Here is a 19,641-nt window from a genome sequence, read left to right on the forward strand (position 1 = left end):
AGCAGGAGAAGAGCTAAAGCTTTTATGCTAAAGCTGCGGTGGGCTGTGGCCAACGTCCAACAGCTTTACCAATGACTGTTAATTCTTGCATAAGATGGTCAAAAGCTTCTGGTGTTAAGGATTGTGGCCCATCAGATAAAGCTTTTTTGGGGTTGGGGTGAACTTCAATCATGAGAGAATCACAACCAGCTGCGATCGCTGCCATCGCCATAGATGGGACAAACTCAGCCCAACCTGTACCATGACTGGGATCAATCATAATTGGCAGGTGAGTTAATTTCCGCAATACCGGCACGACAGATATATCTAAGGTGTTGCGAGTATATTGGCGATCGAAGGTACGAATACCCCGCTCACATAAAATTACATTGGGGTTGCCAGCAGCTAGCACATACTCAGCCGCCATTAACCAATCTTCAATGGTAGCAGCCATTCCCCGTTTTAATAGCACTGGTTTGGGTTGCGCTCCTACTTTTTTGAGCAGGGAGAAGTTCTGCATATTCCTTGCTCCCACCTGAATTACATCAGCAACTTCAGCGATGATATCTAGTTCTGCTGCATCCATGACTTCTGTAATAATCCCCAGTCCACTAACTTCCCGCGCTTTGGCTAATAATTCTAAAGCACTCTCGCCATGTCCTTGGAAGGCGTAAGGTGAAGTCCGGGGTTTGTATGCACCACCGCGTAAAAACTTCGCGCCGGCTGCCTTGACGCGTTGTGCTGTTTCAATAATCATGTCCTCATTTTCGACTGAGCAGGGGCCAGCAACCACGACTAGGGGTTGGTGTTCACCAAACACAACTGAGCCATCGGGGGTATCTACTACAACGTCTGATGCTTCACCGTGTCTGTATTGGCGGCTAGCTCTTTTATACGGCAGTTCTACCCGTAATACTTGCTCAATCCAAGGGCTGACTTCTTGAATTTGTAGTGGATCTAAGTCGGCAGTCTCACCTACTAAACCAATTACTACCTTGTGTTTACCGATAATTTTTTCTGGTATCAAACCCCAATTACTTAATTCTTCATTAATGCGGTTAATCTCCACTTCTGGAGAACCAACTTTCATGACTACAATCATAATAAATTCCCTGTTTAATTACGTTAAAGCTCAAGCAAGTAGGTGCTTCATCTTGGTTTATATGTATTCAGTGTAGTATTGACCGAAAAAAAGAAGGATACAAGCCCCTAAATTTATTTATAGGGACTTTAATTTTTAATTCCCCCACAGGGGGTTGACCTAGCCTCAACAATGTGATGTAAATCTTAATTGAACAACAGCAGCAAGCGCGGTAGGTTAAATATTCATCAAGCATAAAATTTTGTCCATGCGTCTGACCTCACTTGATGTTTTTCGTGGCATTACCATTGCAGGGATGATTCTCGTGAATATGGCGGGAGTTGCAGATAATATTTATCCTCCCTTAACCCATGCTGATTGGCATGGTTGCACACCGACTGATTTAGTTTTTCCATTCTTTCTGTTCATTGTTGGTGTGGCAATGACTTTTTCTTTATCCAAATACACCCAAGATAACAAACCCACCTCGGCGGTTTACTGGCGGATATTTCGCCGTGCAGCGATGCTGTTTATTTTGGGTTTGGTACTCAATGGCTTTTGGAATCAAGGCATTTGGACTTTTGACTTCAGCAGCATTCGCATGATGGGAGTATTGCAGCGTATTAGCCTGACTTATTTGTTGGCTTCCTTGGTAGTCCTCAAATTACCACGCCCAGGACAATGGATACTAGCTGGTGTATTACTTCTGGGCTACTGGCTAGCGATGATGTACATTCCCGTACCTGATTATGGTGCTGGTGTGCTGACACGAGAAGGCAACTTTGGTGCTTATATTGACCGCTTGATTATCCCCAAAGCTCATCTGTATAAGGGCGATGGCTTCAACTTCATGGGCGATCCTGAAGGACTTTTTAGTACAATTCCGGCTATTGTGAGTGTTTTGGCTGGTTATTTCACTGGTGATTGGATACGCAAACAACCAGTACAAACACGCACGAGTGTAGGATTAGCTTTATTTGGTATTGGTTGCTTAATCATTGGTTGGGCATGGGGTTGGGTCTTCCCCATCAATAAAAAACTGTGGACAAGTTCCTATGTTGTGTTTACTAGCGGTTGGGCGTTATTGTTACTGGCTGGTTGTTATGAACTAATTGAAGTGAGGTTAATTCGACGCTGGAGTAAACCTTGGGAAATAATGGGCTTAAATGCGATCGCGCTTTTCGTCGCATCAGTTTTGCTAATTAAAATCTTAGTCAGAACCAAAATAGGCACAGGCGAAACCGCTATCAGCACCTATAACTGGATCTATCAAAACCTCTTTGCATCTTGGGCAGGCAATTTTAATGGTTCACTATTATTCGCCCTAGTCACCGTTCTTTTATGGTGGGCTGTCGCTGTGATAATGTATCGCCAAAACTGGTTTATCAAAGTTTGATGCTATTAATTCACCACATTTTTAATTGTAGATATGAGCGACTTAAAAACCCCAATTGACCAACCAGGGCTAATTCTCACCCCAGGATCGGCAGGCTGGTGGGATTCCGAAAGAGTTTCTTCACCCCAGGTCTTGTACTGCCCCGATGGAACTTGGAGGATGTGGTATTACGGTAGGGATGCCTCCTTTGATCGACAAATTAATTTACCCACTGGTCGCTGTGGTTTAGCGATGTCTGCTGATGGAATTAATTGGCAACGCGTCCCAGGATCATTAACAATGGGGGCTGTCTTTGAACCTCACCCAGATCCTAGCCGCTTTGACTCAGCCCATGTGGGTGTGAGCAATGTATATTTCCATGATGGTCTTTATTGGATGTGGTATTTTGGTGGCGATCGCACAGTTGTTGAAATGGGAGAGTTTAAAGCTAAAGGGTTAAATATGCGCCCTGGCTGCGCTATCTCCCGTGATGGCATAAAATGGGTACGCTTGGAAAGCACTTATCGAGGGGCTTTTCTCGATTTAGGCAAGGTAGGAGAGTTTGATGCCCTGTTTTGCGCCTGGCCTCAAGTCTTACCTGATGATGATGGAATGTGGAAAATGTACTATCACACCTTAAACCCAAAAAGAGGATTCTTAGTTGGTTTAGCCATATCTACAGATGGTTTCCATTGGGAAAAAGTCGGTGAGATTTTAGCCGCAGGTGAACCTGGAAGTTTTGATGAGAGAGGTATTGGCACTCGCCATGTCTTAAAAATAAACAGACAATACGTAATGTTCTATGAAGGTGTTAACAACAGTGGTTATCATTCTATTGGTCTAGCTATCTCTGACGATGGGATTCATTGGCAAAAGGAGAAAGGGGAGCAAGCGGGAGGTTCTATTTTTTCACCTGCTCAAAAGGGTTCTGGTCGTTGGGATGCGCGGGCAGTAGGCACTCCTTGTGTAGTAGCATTGGATGATGGTAGTTTCCGTCTATACTATATTGGTGCAAACGAAGGTGGACACGATGAACTGTCTTCACAGCACCAAATTGGTTTAGCTGTGAGTGCTGGAACTAATTTTCGTCAGTGGCAACGCTGGGGTGAAATTTAAAGACTTAAGCGTTGTTAATATTAAGACTATGTGAAGCGTTAAATAAGATACTTGCCATTTCCCCAAACAAGTGATACATTCTAGTTGTGTGTGAGGAGCAAGTTGAAATTAAAAAACGCTTGGGGTGGAAACACGGTAACACTCCCAGGCGTTTTTTATTGGAATCTAAAAATGGTATTATTTGTGCAACTTGAAAAAGTGTCACACAATAGATTTACTTAATTCCAAGTAGACAGTATGCTCTAGTTGTGTGTGAGGAGCAAGTTGAAACTAAAAAGCGTCTGGGGTGGAAACACGGTAACACTCCCGGACGCTTTTTGATTTCTGCAATTAATTTGAGTTTTAAGTTTTAACAAAAGTCCACTCTAAAACTTTGATTGGAGCTGTTTGCAGGGATTGAGTTAGTTGAGCATTACTCTCAAACTTTACTTGATGCAGATCGCACGCTTCGACATTCACTGTAAACTTTTCATCCTCAAAAGGCCAAGGTTGGACAGTAAGCAAATTATCACTACGTTGCATAATGTCATAGCGTTGACCATCAGGCCCCAGACTAATTTCTAAAAATCTTTCATCAGCTGGTCATTCCTGCTGACATAGAATAAGAGATAGGCGATCGCACCACTGCATAAAAGCATAAGCCGCATTGACTTCCTCTTCCTGCAAGCCTAATTCCTCACGCCAACGCTGTTGATTGTGGTATTGTTCATCTAGAAATTGATCTAGTTCGGAAGACCGACCTCGTTTTGCTTCATTTAAACGGCTGATGTGTTTGGAAGTTAATAGAGTTACCCATCGTCCTCGGTAACGGGCATTATTGACCAAATCAACCATTTTCTCAACAGAGGCTTCTTGGCTCATGGTAAAGTCCATTGGCGCACCCCCTGGAGTCAGATTATCTTCTTGCCATTCTTTTTCTAAATCATCATGATGAGAAATGGCAGCAAGGGTTTCATATATCCGTGCTGGGAAATTTTTGCGCCGCCATTGTCCTGCTAGTTGCGCTGCTAATAAAGCATGAGCGCGGTGATAAATAATTTCCCATCCATTTGGCGTTGCATTAACAATCACGAATTAATCTCCTCAATTAAAAGGAAATTATGGGAATGGGGAATTGGATATTAGCTTTTCTCCTCTGCTTCCCTGCTTCCCAACTTTTAATTAAGAGTGTCTTTCCAATGGGTTAGCAACATATTGGAATGTTGGTTCTGAATTCCAAGGGCCACGTTCATCATGTCCATTACCATTGGTAGACAGATTGTAATAAAGAGCCACAGTTTCATCAGGTTGAATATTGCCAAATAGTGGATCTGTCAACTTACCAAGTGAATCTAGAGCCTTCATGAACATCTGGGTATGAGAAATTTCTCTTGTGAGCAGATGTACTAAAGTTTCTTTTGTGCCTTGATCAGGACATAGCTTAATTAACTCTTCGTAAGTTTGACGTGCGCCAGCTTCAGCTGCGACGTTAGCTCTCAAATCTCTTACTACGTCTCCACCTTCATTAAGGTAACTTGCAGTCCAAGCATTACCTTGACTATCTAGAAAGTGAGGTCCCATTCCCCTGACAGCAAAAAGAGTGCTTTTATAAGCCTCTGTTTGATCTACATTTTTGGTATGAGCTTCGATGAGTTTACCAACCATCTCTAAATGCCCAAATTCCTCAATGGCAATGTCTTGCAGCATATCGCGAATTCCAGCATTCTCAACGTGAAATGATTGCACCCAGTATTGCAAAGCTGCTGATAATTCTCCAGTTGCTCCTCCAAATTGCTCTAGAAGTAACTGAGCAAAACGAGGATTAGCATCATGGATTTTTACTGCATGAATAGGCTCTTTTTTGTGGAAAAACATGAACTGCCTCTGCAATTATTTTCATCTGAGATAAGATTCATCAAGCATTGCGATATTGAATGCTTGATTTGCTAAAATATCTGTTTGGAATTTTACCTTGATACTTATTTAAGCACTACGACTTCTGCTAAGTAGTCCCCATATGTAGATAGCAATCATTGCACCGAGAATGGCTATTAAAAGACCAGGAATACTTAAACCAGTAGCCGTAAGTTGTAAAGTTCCCGTGGCAAATAGACTATACAAACTACCACCAATGAAAGCACCTATAATCCCTAAAATCATTGTGGAAAGGATTCCGCCACCTTGAGATCCAGGATAAATTGCTTTAGCGATCGCACCAGCTAATAGTCCTAATATTACCCAAGCAAGAATATTCATATATTTAATGTCCTCAAAAATCTCATCTGTACCCAGATTAGCAAACTGAATTAGTGAGCGTTTCCACCAGATGAAGTAACTTTTGAAGTCAAAAGATAGATATAACAGAAGTCATAATTCAAAATCAAAGCCAATTTGATATTTATACCAATTTAGAAAATTTCTGCTTTTTTTCGTGGCGACTGATGAACCTCTATTAAGGAAATGAATTATGAATTATCTTAATTACTACCAGTAGACTATAGTCGGTAATTGGTCAGAGGTAATTAAGTGAAGGTAATTACCAGCTACCAATTACCAATATTTTCCATGAACGCTTCCAATTGAGCAAGCTGATAGTTGCAGATTTGGTGTTAAATGGCACGCGAAAAGTGTTTTTCTGGCGTTTGATTATGAATATCAAAAATTACAGCAATATTCCTCACTAATAGCCTACCAATATCCGTAATTTGGATGTGGTCAGTTGATAAATTTACCAGTCCATCAGCTGCTAATGGCTCTAATAACTCTAGTTCATGGGCAAAATACTGATCAAAATTGATCTCATGTTTCTCTGCAATTTCTTGCTTATATAGTTGGAAGTTAGACATGATGCACATAATCACATCACGTCTCAAGATATCATCTTCAGTGAGTTTAATCCCTTTACTGATTGGTAAACTATCGCTAGCAACTGCATGATAATATTCTTTCAATTGCTTATGATTCTGCACATAAGCATCATGCAACATACTGATAGATGTCGCACCAAAGCCAAACAGTTCTGTCCCGGCGTGGGTGGTGTAGCCTTGAAAGTTGCGCTGGAGGGTGCGGTTACGTTGTGCTGTTGCTAGTTCATCGTTAGGTTTGGCGAAATGATCCATCCCGATAAATAAATATTGGCTTTTTGTCAATTCCTCAATGGTCATTTGCAGAATTTCTAACTTTTCTTGGGGTTGCGGTAATGCTTCCACAGGAATATTCTTTTGTGCTGGCTTCAACCACGGTACATAAGCAAAGTTAAACACAACAATGCGATCGGGGTCTAATGCAACTGTCTTCTGCACCGTTTCTCGAAAGGTTTGTAAAGTTTGATAAGGTAAACCATAAATCAGGTCTACATTCACACTTTCAAATTTAGCCGCTTTAATCCAACTCATGACATCAAATAACAACTCTTCAGGTTGGACACGGTTGACAGCTACCTGTACTTGGTTATTAAAATCTTGGATACCAAAACTAATGCGATTAAACCCAATTTTCCTAAGAAAAAAAATGTATTTTTTGTCAACATAACGGGGGTTAATCTCAATAGAGACTTCGGCTTGTGGATCAAGATTGAAGTTACGAGTAATATTTTCCCATAAAAATTCTACTTGATCGCAATCTAGATAATTGGGTGTACCACCACCCCAATGAACTTGTAGCACTTTTCTATCTTGGTCAATCAAAGATGCTGTATGCTTGATTTCTCGTGCTAAATTTTCTAGGTATGGTTTAGCAATATTCGTGTTATTAGAAATTACCGTATTACAGCCACAAAAGTAACAAGCACTCTGACAAAAAGGAATATGGAAATACAAAGATAGAGGTGATTTTCTTTGATTTGAGGCGGCGATCGCAGAGTGAAAGTCTTTCTGTCCAAATCCTTCAGTTAACTGTGTAGCGGGTGGGTAACTGGTATATCTAGGTGCAGGAGTGTCATACTTTTGAATCAAGGCTAAATCAAATTTGACTCCAGATGAAAGAAAAACCATCAAATCCTCCAAGGTAATGCGACCATCCAAAAAGTCAAAAGGTAAAAGTCAAAAAGCAAAAGATAGCAAAACTAAATTTTATGATTTTCACCAAATTTAAATGTTGATTTTGCTACAATTATCTGTAATATTAAGATGCTGTAGCAATCAAGCATCTGAAATGAGTAAAAATCTTACTGCATGAATGTTTTACTTTTTACTTTTGCCTTTTTGTACGGTTGGTCTTATGGGTATATAGCTCGGCAATTTGTTTTTTGATGTGCTACAAATCGCCAATACAAGGTCTATGCTCTAGCTGCTTTCTAGTTTAAATATTTATGGCTAGAGCATGATGTGTTGATTAAAGCAAATGTAGAAATTGGGCATTGGGAATCGGGCATTATATTTGTCTCCCTCTACCTCCCCTGCTTCCCCTGTTCCCAGTCCCCTTCCTTCCCTTACATTGCTGGTGCTTCGGTACTACCGGGGTTATTGGTGTGAGTCAAGCTATTAAATACTACTTGACCAATAGCTTTAATTAAGCTTCCCTCTAAATCTTTAGCCATTTGCATATTGAATTGGAAAGCACTATTTGCTTCTAAAACAATGCGATCAGCTACGCTGGGCGAAACGCCATCGCCTGTGGCATCATCAATGGATAATGAATCCAATGCCTGACGATACGTGTTTTTAAATGCTTGCTTGTCGGGAATTTGCTCAAAATTATAGAACGATGTGCCTTCGTAGCCAGACAGTTTGAGCGTTGACTGAGCAATTTTTTGCAGCATCTGACCCCCGGAAAGGTCGCCCATGTAGCGGGTATAGGTATGACCAATCAATAACACAGGGTCACGAGCAGAAAGTTCTCGGATGTGGTTAATATATGCCTGGGTGCTGCTTGAAGGTGTAATTAGACTTCGCCACTCACTACCATAGTAAAACACCATGTCTTTTTCTAAGGAGTCTCGGCGATTCAGTTCGGGGAAGTAAACCGCCGCAATTACGGGATTGTTGAGATTGCTTGTAATTGCAGCTTCTAGTTCACTGTAGACAAAATACAAGTTACTTAAAAATTTAGCAAAACTCTGTCTATCTACAACCCCCTTCAAAAAACATTTCATGAAACCCACATTTTCTGCTGAGGTGTGAGCTTTTTGAGTCCCGGAACGCAGTTTGACGGCTAAATTGCTACTCATGATTGCTTCCTTTATACTTACGTTTTCAGACAAATTGAGTGCTGAGTAATGAGTGATGAGTAATGAGTGATAAGTGATGAGTGATGAGTAATAAGTGATGAGTGATGAGTGATGAGTAATGAGTGATGAGTGATGAATAACAGTCCAGTATTGGGAGTTTCCCAGTGGAAAAATATCTCGTCACGCAGGCATGATTGTCTTTCAACTCAGCACTCTTCTCAGACTCATATGGCTGCCAATTCACAGTCAATACTGGAGCGAGGATTGTTATTCTGGGTTTAGAGAGGATCTGCATCGCTCTATCTAGCAAGTACCACTGCTGATGCAAATCCAGGCTATTTTCATATCTCCCAAAATCATTTAACTATTAATAGCTGTATAACTATACAAGCATTAATATTTTTTTATATTTGTCTTAAGTTCGCTATATTACTTGCTGAGTAAAAAATGGTTTATGGTCTAAGGAATGCCACGGGAACAAGTAAAAAGTTAGATATTTTCTCTTGACTTTTTTATGCCAAATTCCCAGTCTCTAGTTCAATAATTTAACTGATGTATATAAATACCATTTTATGATTATATAACTATAAAACCATTAATATATAAAGGAGTCTCATGGTTAATACCCTTACAACCCCAGAGTCTCAAACGCTAAAGCCTGGAGTGAAAGCACCTGTTCAAGAAACTTTATTAACACCCCGGTTTTACACCACCGACTTTGATGCGGTGGCAAATATAGATATTTCCGCCCATGAGGCTGAGATTCGGGCAATTGTCGATGAACTGCGTGCTGACTACAATCGTCATCACTTTGTCCGTGATGAAGAGTTTAAGCAAAACTGGGATCATATTACTGGGGAAAAACGCCGCGCCTTTATTGACTTTTTGGAACGTTCTTGTACTTCCGAGTTTTCTGGGTTTTTGTTGTTTAAAGAGTTATCACGCCACATTAAAGACCGGAATCCCCTGTTGGCAGAGGCCTTTAATTATATGGCACGGGATGAGGCACGGCACGCGGGATTTTTGAATAAGTCGATGGCAGATTTGAATCTATCGTTAGACTTAAACTATTTAACCAAGAATCGCACATATACCTTTTTCCCGGCTGAGTGGGTGATTTACACAGTCTACCTATCGGAAAAAATTGGTTACTGGCGTTATATCTTGGTGCATCAGCATATACAGGAGCATCCAGAGTACCAGTTTTATCCACTATTCCGTAAGTTTGAGAGTTGGTGTCAAGACGAGAATCGTCACGGGGATTTCTTTAAAGCGGTGTTGAGATGTCTGGAGACAAGCCGCTCCGCGTCTACCCAGCCCAAATTATGGAAAACTTGGAAAGCAAAGTTATGGGTGCGTTTCTTCTTATTAACTGTCTTTGCTACCCATACGATGACAGTATTTGAACGGGCTACTTTTTATGAGTCTATTGGTATTCATCCCCGCAAATACAACAACCGAGTGATTCAAGAAACGAATAATACCTCTGCGCGGGCATTTCCTATTATTTTGAATACTAATCACCCGGAATTTTTCTGGCGGTTAGAACAGTGTTCGGAAAATAATTTGAAACTGTCGGCAATTAATAGCAGTGAATGGCCTAACTTTGTAAAATTCTTCCAAAGAATTCCCCCCGCTATTGCTATCTTTTGGAATATGTTGAAGTTGTACTTAATTAAGCCAATTGATACTGAAGCTACACGCGGTACAGTTCTGTAATTAATTTGAGATTTTGCTCATTAATTTTCGTTACAAAATACATTTGCAAATCTCTGCGTAAATTGCAAATTTTGATTTTGAGTAAGGGTTTTACTGAAAATTCATAGCTAAATCAGATTGCTAAGTTGAGTGGTCATTTCCAGAATAAATCCACATAGGTTCGGTTTTACCTGCACGCTGAAAACCTACTTTTTTGTAGAAATTAATGGCTTGGTTTTCCGCCAATAAAATATGCTGATGAAACCCATCATAGCGAGATATCAGCATCTTGATAATCTGACTGCCGATACCTTGATTTTGGTAATCTGGCAAGACCAATAAATGAGGATAATACACTACTAAAAAGCCATCTGAAATAGCATTACCCAAAGCTACTAAATTGTCTCCATACCATGCAGAAATGAGCGAATGGGAATTCATCAAAGCTTGGTAAAGTAAATCTGGTTTCTCTGCTGATGACCATTGATTAGCTTTATACAGGGTAAGAATACTATTTTGGGTAATATCGTATGTATCTTTGTATTGGATGAATTCTGGTAATTTATTCATCATTTTCTAGAGTGAATTTCTTTTCCATTTGCAGAAATTGGGGAACACCGACGAGTTCTTGAAAATCTTTAAAGTTAACTAAGTCAGTAAAATTGGCTGTAGTTCCCTGTTGTTTTAAATGAGTTAAACAATTGGTGAGAGTTTGGGTAACTGCTAATAAGCCAGTTAATGGGAAAAAGACAATTTTAAAGCCTAAATTTTGTAAATCATCTGCCGAAAGAGATGGAGTTTTACCACCTTCCACAATATTAGCTACTAATGGAATATCGGGAAAAGCAGATGCGATCGCTTTTAATTCTTCTACAGATTGCGGTGCTTCTACAAAGAGTATATCTGCTCCGGCGGCAATATAGGCGCGACCACGAGCGATCGCTTCTTCTAAACCCAAAGGCGCACGGGCATCGGTACGGGCGATAATTACTAAACCACTATCACCCCGCGCCTCGACTGCGGCTTTAATTTTCCCCACGTGTTCTTCTGTGGGGATGACTCGTTTTCCTTCAAAGTGACCGCACTTTTTCGGCCATTCTTGGTCTTCTAGTAAGACACCCGCCACACCCAACTGCACAGCATCCTTGATAGTCCGCATGACGTTGAGAACATTACCATAGCCAGTATCTAAATCTGCAATCAGAGGCACACTCAGCGACTGAGCAATTTTGCCTACACTGTAGAGCATTTCTGTAGCGGTGAGAAAACCGTAGTCCGGTAAACCCAGGGTAGAAGCTGCTATACCAAAGCCACTGGTAGCAACTACATCAAAACCTATCTTTTCCGCCAGTTTGGCACTGAGACAGTCATAAACACCGGGAATCACAATAATTTCAGGTTTTGCAAGCAACTGCCGCAGTTTTTGGCTAGAAGAGATCATAAATAATTTGTAATGGGCTGCGCCCCGCTCCGCTAATGTAATTCGTAATTTGTGCTAGTTGTTACTATACAAGCATTGAAGCTGACATAGGTATAGGGGCAGAGGAGAAAAGCTAATGACTATCTATGTATCTAAATTCCAACCTAGTGCTGTAGCTACCTGACCGGCTAATTCTAAGGGATTGAAAGGTTTAGCGATCGCTGTTATCATTCCCAATTGAGAGTAGCGGCGACGGTCAGAAGCTTGGATTTTGGCGGTTAATAAAATTACGGGGATTGCCTTGGTGGCTGGATTAGCTTGCAATTTCTCAAAGGTAGCGATTCCATCCATATCAGGCATCATCACATCTAAAAGAATAGCATCTGGCTGGTAAGTTTCAGCTTGATTGATACCTTCTTGACCAGAACTAGCTGTCACCACCTCCCAGCCTGCTACTGTCTCTAAGCAGACTTTGGCGACTTCTTGAATATACTGCTCGTTATCAACCACTAGAATGCGCTTGGTTTTCACGATGGCTTGTCCTCTTTTTGGTTGTGAGTAATTCGTTGCAGTAGTTCTATAACTCGTTGTTCAAATTCTTGGGTGGTGACACGTTCTTTAGTTAAAAACTCTGTATCTCCTAGCTTAAGTCTTTATACAATAAAAAGCCGTCCTTATAGGACGGGGCTTTAGACCCATCTTTTCGGTAAAATTGGCAAGGTAAAGTAAAAACTGCTACCTTCCCCTACAACACTTTCTACCCAAATCCGTCCTCCATGCTGTTGGACGATACTCTGGGAAATAGCCAAGCCTAAACCTGTACCCTCATGGTTGCGTGAATCTGAAGAATCGACCTGTTGAAACCTCTCAAAGATACTATGGATTTTGTCAGCCGGAATACCGCGTCCGTTGTCTTTGACTGTCAGCAAGACTTCATCACCGTACTGTTGAGCTACTAGCCAGACTGTTTTTTCCGGTGGCGAGAATTTAATGGCATTACTCAGTAGATTAGTTATCGTTTGCACAACCCGATCGGGATCTACCCATAATTCTACTGATGGGCTATCAATTGATAGTTTAACTCCGGCTTTATTCGCCAAGGGCTGCATAATACTGACAGATGACTCAATCAAGTCTGTCAGGTTGCAGGTTTCGCGTTCCATCTTCACACTACCTGACTCAATTCTTTCAATGTCGAGGATGTCATTAATCAGGCGGACTAGGCGTTCTGTGCTGTCGGTAGCAATTTGTAGCAAGCGTTTACCTTGTTTTGAGTCTGCTAGTAACAATCCACTGGTGAGCATTCCTAATGAGCCGTGAATTGAGGTCAGGGGTGTACGCAGTTCATGGCTGACTACAGAAACAAACTCATCTTTCATACGCTCGATTTGTTTGCGTTCTGTAACATCACGTAATATTACCGTATAAAATACTTCACTGTTCATGTATAGCTTCGAGATAGAAGCCTCTGCCGGAAATTCCGTCCCATCCTTGCGACAACCATATATTTCCCGCCGCTCTCCCATGCGTCGCGCCAAGCTGGGAGATTGTCCAAAGCCAGAAACGTGCTGACGGTGTGCCTCAGCAAAACGCTGGGGTAAGAGGACATTCAGGTGCTGTCCGATAATTTCTTCGGCAGAGTAGCCAAAAATTTTCTCTGCACCCTGGTTAAAGATGGTGATTTTTTGGCTAGCGTCAATGGAAATAATGGCATCGTCAGCAATGTCTAAAATGCGTGCCAATCTGATTTGGGAAATCCGCAGTGCTTCTTGTATCTGTTGGCGTTCATCGAGTTGTGATTGTAGCTGGCGATTGACATTAACTAGCTCAACAGTACGTTCTGCTACTCTTAATTCTAGTTCGTTATTAGCGGCTTTTAGGTCAGCGTCAATTTGCTTACGATTACTGATATCTCTGACTGTACCCAGCATTCGTACAGCTTCGCCTACTTCGTTGTAGTACAGTTGACCTGTTCCCTCAATCCAGTGGATGCTACCATCTGGCCAGACTACGCGGAATTCATGATTGTAATCGGTTTTTTGGTGCTGGGCATCCTGAAATGCTTGCTCTAAAGCAGGCCAATCCTCTGGAAAAACACAGTTTTTAAAGGTTTCATAAGAGCCATTGAAGGTACTGGGTTTCATCCCAAATAATCGGGCATGACCATCAGACCAAGTAATTTGGTTGGTGGTGAGATTCCAGTCCCAAATCCCTAAGTTAACTGCTTCTAGGGCGAGGGCCAGACTTTCTTCACTGTTTTTGAGTGCGGCTTCGGCTCGTTGGCGATCGCGCTGATTGCGTAATGCTAAAATTCCATAAGCTAAGTCTGCTGTCAGTTCTTGTAACAGTTTCACCTCATTCACATTGAAAGCATCCGGTTCAGCCGCATAAATATTCAATGCGCCAAAGGCTTGACCATTAGCTATTAAAGGCAAAGCAATTGAAGAAGCATAACCCTGATTCATCGCTTGACAACGCCAGATTTCGTACTGGGAATCAGCCAAAATATTTTGAATAATTGTAGTTTTGCCTGTACGGATGGCTGTTCCAGTGGGACTTTGACCGCGAATTGTGTCTGCCCAAGTCAGATGGAGAGATTGCAGATATCCATCTTCGTAGCCTGCTTGAGCAACTGGATAAATATCTTTCTGAAGATTATTCTCGGCGTAGGCTACCCAGGCGAGGCGATAACCACCGACTTTGATTAAAATATCGCAAACTTGATGCAGGAAATCTTCTTCATTGTTAGCACGAATCAATGCTTGATTGCAGCCACTCAAGGTTTGCAATGTGCGATTGACGCGCTGAACTTCTGCTTGGACTTGTTTGTAATTGGTAATATCCCGTGTAATTGCCAACTGTACCCAGCTACCATCTGCGGCGTTACGTAAAGGGACAGAGTGAGTTTCCATCCAGCGACGATGACCCCGACAAGTGATTATCTCAAATTCCAGACTCCCTTTTTGGCCTTGACAAACACTCTCATTGAGGTGACGAAATGCCTGTTTGTATTCGGGGACAATCAGATCATACACAGATTTACCCACCACGGCGGCGGCGTTATCTGCCTCTAATGCTGCCAAACACGCCGGGTTAATTTCTAATAAAGTGCCATCAGCCGCCACAATTTTGACGCACTCTGGTTCAGCATCAAAGATGGCGCGTCCGTCGGTGAAGAAGGGATTGGGGGCAGGGGGCAGGGGGGGGTAGGAGGCAGGGGGTAGGGGTAGAAACTCTACCTTGTCTCCTACTTCCTTTTGACTTACCCGCCTTAATAGTTTCACCCTTTCTAGGCGGTTGATAATGCGCGTGACTAATTCCGGCCCAACGATGGGTTTGCTGACAAAATCGTCAGCACCTACGCTATAGACTTGATTGACGATTTCAGCATCGCTGTGGACTGTGAGAAATAGTATTGGTAACTCACTCCACTGGGCATCATTACGAACTACTTGACAGAGTTCTATGCCGTTGGTATGTGGCATTTCCACATCTAGAATTAACAAGTCTGGAGTTTCGGCTTTTAATGTTTCCCAAAAACGCCGGGGATCATCTAGGGTAATAACTTTTAGCCCCCAAGGATGGAGGAGAGTTTGCAATAAGGCGAGAATTTTGGGGTCATCGTCTACAGCTAATACTTTGGCTGCGCCATTGGGAACTTGTTGTATGATTTTAGCGATCGCTTCTAAAACTTCGCCTGTAGGTTGGGGTTTTTGTAAAAAGGTATGTTCACCTTGACGCGCTAGTTGCAAGCGGTGCTGAAAATCTGTCTGTTTTGTAAAAACTACCACTGGTACAGGTGGTTTGCGTTGGGCAAGTTCAGCTAAAAAATGTAAGCTATCTTCTTGATGGATAGTAACGTTAGGGTCTAGCAGAACTATACTAGGATGTTCTTGGTACAGTACATTTCTGGCTTGCTCTAGATTAGTGGTAGTAGTTAATTGGAATTCTCTACCAACCGATGCTTGTGTTAACTGTTCAACTAAAACAGCATCACTATCAACTACCAACACTAAGGGAAGTGAATTAGTTGTAGATTTTGAAGAATCTCCGGCTGGTTTTTGCGATGCGACTTCTTGGCGCAATAACTTCACCCACTTTTGTAATTTGCTAATTTCTGTTGGTGTCGAAGTTGTATCTAATTTCAACACCTGCTCAACTTTGCGTGCTAACTTTGAGCCTTCCGGTAAACCAAACGTACCGAGAGAACCTGCTAATGTATGAGCTTCTTGTCTTGCTTGTAACCGCAATTCTGAATTTAAAGCCTCTTGACTCAGTGCTGTTGCCGCTTGCTCTAGGACTCTAACTTGTTCATCCACTCGGCCATAAAATTTCTGCCAAATTCCCGCTATTCCTGTCAGCGTTGAATCTGACTGAGACTTCCCAACAGATGCAGATTTTCCTTTCTCCCCTGCGCCCCTGCGCCCCTGCGCCCCTGTTCCCCTCTTCCCCTCTTCCTGTGATTTGAGTCGATAACCAATTCCGTAAACTGTTTCAATTAAATCCCCTGATGCTCCCGCATTTCTCAGCTTCATTCGCAATCCTTTCATATGGGTGCGGACTGCTTCTTCGCTAGGAGTATCTTCATAAGACCAGAGATGCTCTAGAATCATGCTACAGCTAAACACCCGGCGACGGTTTCGCAAAAATAATTCCAATAGAGCATATTCTTTGGGCGTTAGTGATAGCAAACTTTGTCCATAGGTAACTTCGCAACTGCTAGGATCGAGCCGCAAATTACCACATTCTAGTATTGGTTGTGATATTGTCCCACTGCGTCTTAATAGCGCACGTATCCGGGCTACTAATTCTTCTGCTTCAAATTGTTTGACTACATAATCATCAGCACCCGCATCTAAACCAATAGCTTTTTCATGACTGCTATCGCAACCTGTCAACAACAGAATTGGCATTTGTCTGCCACTAGAGCGAATTTGCCGACAAAGACTTATCCCATCTAGCTTGGGTAGCATCACATCTAAAAGAATTAAATCATAGTCATACGTTTCTATTAAATCCCAACCAGCATTACCATCACCAGCAACTTCCACCACATAGTTTTGATTTGTGAGGACGGCACTCAGTGCATAGGCATTTAATTCGTCATCCTCTACAATTAAAATTTTCATATTAAATCTTAATTTAATAAATAATAAAACTGAAATATTTTTCTATCTTTGTGTGAGAAATTAAAGTATTAATATTGGCGAGTTAAAAATATTTTAAATTATCTATCTCCTGACAATTAATATTATTTCATAAATATCAACATTTATCAATCTTTAGAAATAGATGAAATGAGTCTTGAAATATAGCATTGGACAGATGTTGTTATCAAAAAATAGCACTTAGATTATATTGCTTTACAAGAATATTATGCCATTATGCGATCGCTACATAGCAGTCCTATTTAATTTGTGAGCATCGAGAGCCAAAAAACTGGGGTTCTTGGCTCTCACTAATGATGATTAAAAGCCACAGAAATCAGACCGATAAAAGAACCAAGGGATATTGTTCCCCACAAAACTCCGATAAGAGTTACGGCTTTCTTCACAAGTTCCTCAACTTGTTGTCATATAAACAATAATGAGAGGCAAAGAAGTGAGTAATGAGTAATGAGTAATGAGTAATGAGTAATGAGTGTTACAGCGTTTAGCCAGTGTTGAGTCCTGAGTGGGCAGTAGTAAGAGTGAGTAGTGAGTAGTGAGTAGTGAGTGGGTGGGCATTATTGGGCATTGTATTTTTCTCCCCCTGCTTCCCCTGCTTCCCTTGCTTCCCCTGCTTTCTTTTCACCTGTCCCCTGTCACCTGTAACTAAAACTAACTACTAGAAGAACTTACTTTGAAAACTAAAAACCTCACAAATAAATACTTACAGAGGTCTATATGCTGAAAAACATTTTAGTCGCATTGGATCGCTCAGAAATGGGACAACAGGTTTTTGAGCAAGCATTAGCTTTAGCAAAAGCCACCCAAGGTAACTTGCTGTTAGTACACATCTTGTCACCAGAGGAAGATGGAAGTCCTAACATCCCGATGGTGTCTAGTTATGACTATTATCCAGGACTAAGCGGTCAAAGCTTTGAGGTATATCAAAAAGAATGGGATCGCTTTAAAGATGAAGGTGTGAGAATATTGCAATCCTACAGTGCTAAAGCCAACACCGCAGGAGTCCCCACACAATTTCAACAAATCTTGGGTAGTCCTGGACGCACAATTTGTAAATTAGCGGCTACCTGGAATGCTGATTTAATCGTTATGGGACACAGGGGTCTAGGCGGGTTGAAAGAATTTTTTCTGGGTAGTGTAAGTAACTATGTCCTGCACCATGCTCCTTGTTCAGTTCACATAGTCCATTTTCCAGTGAAGGAACAAGCAAACTCTCAAGACGACTTGCAAAAACCCCAAGAGGTATCAGTGTAGAGGGTATAGGGGAGAATGAAAACTACATCACCACCACATCAGACTCATCCTAGTGGAGATAAAAGATTGAAGATGCTAGACGCAACTCTCAAGCGTCATCAGTATCAACAAGATGCACTGATTGAAATTCTCCATAAGGCTCAAGAACTCTTTGGCTACTTAGAAAATGATTTATTGCTGTATATTGCCCATAGCCTGAAACTACCGCCTAGTCGAGTTTATGGGGTAGCAACCTTCTATCATTTGTTTACCTTAGCACCACAAGGCACTCATAGCTGTGTGGTGTGTACAGGTACGGCTTGTTATGTCAAAGGCTCTCAAGCAATTTTGGCAAATCTAGAACAATTAACTCACATCCACACGGGAGAAACTACTGCTGATGGTCAATTATCGCTACTCACAGCACGCTGTTTGGGTGCTTGTGGTATTGCGCCGGCGGTAGTGTTTGATGGGACAGTTTTAGGCAATCAAACCCCCGAATCAGTGGCTGAAAGTGTACAAGGATGGCTGAAAATAGGGGACAGGGGATAGGGGATAGAGGGGATTGCTAACTTTGAATTTTGAATTGGTAGAGAGGCGAGGTGTCCTCTTTTGGAGCGTTGGTAGAAAAAAGGTTATCAGGCTCTTTATCATGTCCTGCGGGATATGACCTCAATTGAGGTTGTGGATCCTATTAGCCGCAGTGGTTTGCGGGGAAGGGGTGGTGCAGGTTATCCCACAGGTTTGAAATGGGCGACGGTGGCTAAGGCGAAAGGAGAGCGCAAATTTGTGATCTGTAACGCCGATGAGGGAGATCCAGGTGCATTTATGGATCGGAGTGTGCTAGAGAGTGATCCTCATCGAGTATTAGAGGCAATGGCGATCGCAGGTTATGCTGTCGGTGCAAGTCAAGGTTATATATATGTAAGGGCAGAATATCCCACCGCGATCAAACGTCTGCAAACTGCCATTAATCAAGCTCAACGCCTCGGTATTTTAGGTAGTAAAATCTTCGAGTCTCCCTTTGATTTTAAAATTGATATCCGCATCGGTGCAGGGGCTTATGTTTGCGGTGAAGAAACTGCTCTCATGGCTTCTATCGAAGGTAAACGCGGTCTTCCTAGCCCACGTCCCCCCTATCCGGCTGAATCTGGTTTATGGGGACATCCTACTTTAATTAATAACGTCGAAACCTTTGCGAATATTGCACCCATTATCCGTAAAGGTGCTGATTGGTTTGCTAGTATCGGTACTGCTAAAAGCAAAGGTACAAAGGTGTTTGCACTCGCTGGCAAAATTAAAAACACAGGTTTAATAGAAGTGCCAATGGGTACTTCCCTACGGGAGATAGTTGAACAAATGGGAGGTGGTAAGTAGCTAAACAAAATTAATTACATAGTTTGTACCAAACTCTTGAAGAATCTT

At 41.8% G+C, this 19,641-nt stretch carries 14 protein-coding genes and 2 pseudogenes; 6 read left to right on the forward strand and 10 right to left on the reverse strand.

Translation table 11 applies throughout. From position 1 onward, the window contains the following. Positions 1–22: 22 nt before the first annotated feature. Positions 23–1,081, reverse strand: a complete 1,059-nt coding sequence (aroF, locus tag ACM0OR_RS16265) for a 3-deoxy-7-phosphoheptulonate synthase (RefSeq protein WP_414577390.1) — start codon at positions 1,079–1,081, stop codon at positions 23–25. A gap of 247 nt (positions 1,082–1,328) precedes the next feature. On the opposite strand from aroF, the gene ACM0OR_RS16270 reads away from it, so the two are divergent. Then, entirely contained in the window at positions 1,329–2,456 is a 1,128-nt protein-coding gene (locus ACM0OR_RS16270; RefSeq protein ID WP_323265140.1) for an acyltransferase family protein, read from the forward strand. 33 nt (positions 2,457–2,489) lie between these two features. Further along, positions 2,490–3,551, forward strand: coding sequence for a glycosyl hydrolase (locus ACM0OR_RS16275; protein WP_414577392.1), 1,062 nt, complete (start codon positions 2,490–2,492; stop codon positions 3,549–3,551). A 342-nt stretch (positions 3,552–3,893) separates the two neighbouring features. On the opposite strand, the pseudogene ACM0OR_RS16280 reads toward ACM0OR_RS16275, so the two are convergent. The 5 genes and pseudogenes from ACM0OR_RS16280 to ACM0OR_RS16300 all read right to left on the reverse strand — a co-directional run bounded on the left by ACM0OR_RS16280 (position 3,894) and on the right by ACM0OR_RS16300 (position 8,697). Then, positions 3,894–4,622, reverse strand: a pseudogene (locus ACM0OR_RS16280) (DUF3891 family protein). A gap of 90 nt (positions 4,623–4,712) precedes the next feature. Beyond that, positions 4,713–5,405, reverse strand: coding sequence for a manganese catalase family protein (locus ACM0OR_RS16285; protein ID WP_323265137.1), 693 nt, complete (start codon positions 5,403–5,405; stop codon positions 4,713–4,715). Positions 5,406–5,513: 108 nt separating this feature from the next. After that, entirely contained in the window at positions 5,514–5,786 is a 273-nt protein-coding gene (locus ACM0OR_RS16290) for a GlsB/YeaQ/YmgE family stress response membrane protein (protein ID WP_323265136.1), read from the reverse strand. A 353-nt stretch (positions 5,787–6,139) separates the two neighbouring features. Next, complete coding sequence (hemN, locus tag ACM0OR_RS16295) at positions 6,140–7,522, reverse strand: oxygen-independent coproporphyrinogen III oxidase (protein WP_414577394.1); 1,383 nt, start codon at positions 7,520–7,522, stop codon at positions 6,140–6,142. A gap of 437 nt (positions 7,523–7,959) precedes the next feature. After that, a complete protein-coding gene (locus ACM0OR_RS16300; protein ID WP_414577396.1) occupies positions 7,960–8,697 on the reverse strand; it encodes a heme oxygenase (biliverdin-producing) in 738 nt (245 codons plus the stop codon). Positions 8,698–9,312: 615 nt separating this feature from the next. On the opposite strand from ACM0OR_RS16300, the gene acsF reads away from it, so the two are divergent. Then, the gene (acsF, locus tag ACM0OR_RS16305) at positions 9,313–10,416 is read left to right on the forward strand and encodes a magnesium-protoporphyrin IX monomethyl ester (oxidative) cyclase (RefSeq protein ID WP_414577398.1); all 1,104 of its coding nucleotides are present in this window, start codon (positions 9,313–9,315) and stop codon (positions 10,414–10,416) included. Between the two features lie 120 nt (positions 10,417–10,536). Here the strand turns inward: acsF and ACM0OR_RS16310 are convergent, their stop codons facing one another. The 4 genes from ACM0OR_RS16310 to ACM0OR_RS16325 all read right to left on the reverse strand — a co-directional run bounded on the left by ACM0OR_RS16310 (position 10,537) and on the right by ACM0OR_RS16325 (position 16,944). Beyond that, positions 10,537–10,968: a GNAT family N-acetyltransferase gene (locus ACM0OR_RS16310; protein WP_414577399.1), complete on the reverse strand. Its 432-nt coding sequence runs from the start codon at positions 10,966–10,968 to the stop codon at positions 10,537–10,539. Next, on the reverse strand, positions 10,958–11,833 hold the full coding sequence (locus ACM0OR_RS16315; RefSeq protein WP_414577408.1) for an isocitrate lyase/PEP mutase family protein: 876 nt from the start codon (positions 11,831–11,833) through the stop codon (positions 10,958–10,960). The genes ACM0OR_RS16310 and ACM0OR_RS16315 overlap by 11 nt, the downstream gene beginning before the upstream one ends. Before the next feature lie 126 nt (positions 11,834–11,959). Next, positions 11,960–12,346, reverse strand: a complete 387-nt coding sequence (locus ACM0OR_RS16320) for a response regulator (protein ID WP_323265132.1) — start codon at positions 12,344–12,346, stop codon at positions 11,960–11,962. A 158-nt stretch (positions 12,347–12,504) separates the two neighbouring features. Next, positions 12,505–16,944 (reverse strand): response regulator, encoded by a 4,440-nt coding sequence (locus ACM0OR_RS16325; RefSeq protein WP_414577401.1) that lies wholly within the window; start codon positions 16,942–16,944, stop codon positions 12,505–12,507. A gap of 756 nt (positions 16,945–17,700) precedes the next feature. On the opposite strand from ACM0OR_RS16325, the gene ACM0OR_RS16330 reads away from it, so the two are divergent. From ACM0OR_RS16330 to ACM0OR_RS16340, 3 genes and pseudogenes are all read left to right on the forward strand, one after another. Continuing rightward, positions 17,701–18,237, forward strand: coding sequence for a universal stress protein (locus ACM0OR_RS16330; protein WP_414577403.1), 537 nt, complete (start codon positions 17,701–17,703; stop codon positions 18,235–18,237). A gap of 15 nt (positions 18,238–18,252) precedes the next feature. Continuing rightward, entirely contained in the window at positions 18,253–18,768 is a 516-nt protein-coding gene (gene hoxE / locus ACM0OR_RS16335; protein WP_414577404.1) for a bidirectional hydrogenase complex protein HoxE, read from the forward strand. A gap of 78 nt (positions 18,769–18,846) precedes the next feature. After that, positions 18,847–19,587, forward strand: a pseudogene (locus ACM0OR_RS16340) (complex I 51 kDa subunit family protein); the annotation flags it as partial. Positions 19,588–19,641: the final 54 nt, after the last annotated feature.

This window comes from Anabaena sp. CCY 9402-a (assembly GCF_963920945.1).
GTDB classification, from domain to species: Bacteria; Cyanobacteriota; Cyanobacteriia; order Cyanobacteriales; family Nostocaceae; genus Trichormus; species Trichormus minutissimus.